This is a genomic window from Candidatus Acidiferrales bacterium, assembly GCA_036514995.1.
Taxonomy (GTDB): Bacteria; Acidobacteriota; Terriglobia; order Acidiferrales; family DATBWB01; genus DATBWB01.
Map to the genome: position 1 here is coordinate 1 of DATBWB010000104.1, position 2319 is coordinate 2319.

3 protein-coding genes are annotated in these 2319 nt (G+C 59.6%); 1 reads left to right on the forward strand and 2 read right to left on the reverse strand.

Features of this window, described 5'->3' with window-relative positions; all coding sequences use genetic code 11:
* Together VIH17_07425 and VIH17_07430 are read right to left on the reverse strand one after the other, a co-directional pair.
* Positions 1–382: PIN domain-containing protein (locus VIH17_07425; protein ID HEY4683066.1), on the reverse strand; the 382-nt coding region annotated here is incomplete at its 3' end.
* Positions 379–627 carry a hypothetical protein gene (locus tag VIH17_07430; protein ID HEY4683067.1) on the reverse strand — a complete coding sequence of 83 codons (249 nt, stop codon included), beginning with the start codon at positions 625–627 and terminating at the stop codon, positions 379–381. The genes VIH17_07425 and VIH17_07430, both read right to left, overlap by 4 nt.
* A 151-nt stretch (positions 628–778) precedes the next feature.
* Here VIH17_07430 and VIH17_07435 point away from each other — a divergent pair, with 151 nt between their 5' ends.
* Positions 779–2038, forward strand: a complete 1260-nt coding sequence (locus tag VIH17_07435; GenBank protein ID HEY4683068.1) for a hypothetical protein — start codon at positions 779–781, stop codon at positions 2036–2038.
* Positions 2039–2319 lie beyond the last annotated feature (281 nt).

Genomic DNA, 2319 nt, shown 5'->3' on the forward strand with positions numbered 1-2319 from the left:
GGCCGAAATGGCGGTCCGTGGTCAGCGCCACTTTGAGCCGCAATTCCTGCATCACCACGAAGCTCGTGCAGTCCGTGAAGGAGTAATTCTTGTCACGGAAGCGAAAGAACGCCTTTCGCGCCTTCTCCGCGCGCTCCATCCCGACCCATTCCCACCGTACCCGCGAACTGCCTTCGACCTGCTCCCACCATGCTCTTGCGGCCGGCAAGCCCAGACGCATCCGGATGAGCGTCAGCGTTTCGTCCATGACGTAATCCGTCGTTACCAACAACGCGCCCTGCTCCAGCACCGCATCGCGCGCCTCACACGCGGACCCGTGCGACGGATCCCCGGCGTCGGCGCAGGCCACCCAGCCCGCAGTGTCAACGAAAAGATTTCTCATCCGCCGTATAGGCTGGCATCGTGGTCAGCGGCAGTCTTTCCATCGACCGACTTGCCCACCGCCTTGGCGCGATACAGTGGATCGGCTTGCAGGGTGCCGCGCGGCATATCTGCTTCGTCAACCGGTACTATCTGAAACGCGCGGCGGCTGCGGTAAAGCACGGTGTATCGCGCACCCCGTCTCACCGACTCAACCAGTTTCGGCAGCGACGCACGAAGTTGTTTGGCATTGATGGTGATGTTCATGGCTTTGTCCTATATTCATCTTAAGTTGAACATAGTAGAAGACAGAAGTCAAGTACAAGTCTATTCCAATATGGTATGAGCCTGAAGGCGGGATCGTATTTCCAACGAGGTATGAGCCTGAAGCATGAGGTTTGGGTCGATCATCCACCACATGGTGATCGATATGAACGAAACTCGGCTCAAGACGGTGGCGCAATTGCGCGCTTTTTTGGAGGGGACCCTTGAAGTCAAATTCCAGCCCATCCACAACGATGTCGAGTGCTACGGCTTCATTGCCGCAGTGCTTGGGCGCTTTGCCTACCGCCGGCTTGTTCGGGCCGATAAGGGCGTGCTGATGCGTTATCTGGCACGCGTCACGGAGTACTCGCGAGCGCAGCTCAAGCGGCTCGTGAGTCGTCACCTCAAGGGAGAGCCGCTTGCCAAGCGCTATCGCGCCCCGGCGGTCGGCTTTGCACGCAAATTCACCGCCGCTGACGTGAAGCTGCTCGCGCAGACTGATGCGTTGCACAACACCGTCTCTGGGCCAGCCACCAAATGCTTGATGCAGCGCGCCTGGGCCGTGTATGGCGACATGCGCTACGCGCGACTCGCTACAATCTCCGTGGCCCACCTGTATAACCTGCGTCACCAAGCCGGCTACCAGGCCACCCGAGCCCACTGGACCAAGACCCGCGGCTATGCCCTGCCCATCGGGCAGCGCCGCGCGCCTACCCCAGACGGGCGCCCCGGCTTCATCCGCATCGACAGTGTGCATCAGGGCGATCAGGACGGCGTCAAGGGGCTCTATCACATCAACGCCGTGGACTGCGTCACTCAGTACGAGATCGTCGCCACCTGCGAGCAACTGTCCGAGGCCTTCCTGCTGCCAGTGCTGCGCCAGATCCTCGCGGGCTTTCCCTTCGCGGTCCTGGGCTTTCATGCCGACAACGGCTCGGAGTACATCAACTACAAAGTGGCCAAACTGCTCGACAAGCTCAGGATCGAGTTCACCAAGTCGCGCCCCAGGCACAGCAACGACAACGGCTTGGCCGAGACCAAGAACGGGGCCATCGTGCGCAAACATCTCGGCTACGAGCATATCCCGCAGCGCTTCGCCGCCCAGGTCAACTCCTTCTGCCAGGACTTTCTTAACCCCTACGTGAACTTCCATCGCCCCTGCTTCTTCGCCGAAACGATCACTGATCCCAAGGGAAAGATACGCAAACGCTATCTGCAAAAAAACATGATGACGCCCTACGAGAAACTCAAATCACTGCCCAAGGCCAACGACTTCCTCAAACCCGGCATCACCTTCACTCAACTGGACTCGGTCGCAACCGCCATCAGCGACAACGAAGCCGCACGCCGACTCAACGAAGCGAGAAACAAACTATTCCAATCCATCCACTATCGATCCAAACGTGCCGCATGAACACGGGTTATCCACCGGGTCGCCTGCCTCTCGCCTCAAAGTGGCGGGCGGCGGCCCCGTGGATAACCCTGCGGCGTAACCACATGCACACCCATCCCTCACCACCCTCGTTCAGGCTCATACCTGAATTGGAATTGACTCAAACGCCGACGCGGTTCTGCTACCCTAGCGGGTATTCAGCTCCAGGGAACACGCATGAACCGCCTGCACCAACGGTTAGGCATACTTCCGCGCGAGGTGCTGGCGGGCATCCGGCGCGGCATTGAAAAGGAAAGCCTGCG

Excerpts from the sequence above, each read along its gene's own strand:
- VIH17_07430 (HEY4683067.1), bottom strand. The coding sequence starts at position 627 with ATGAACATCACCATCAATGCCAAACAACTTCGTGCGTCGCTGCCGAAA.
- VIH17_07435 (HEY4683068.1), top strand. The coding sequence starts at position 779 with ATGGTGATCGATATGAACGAAACTCGGCTCAAGACGGTGGCGCAATTG.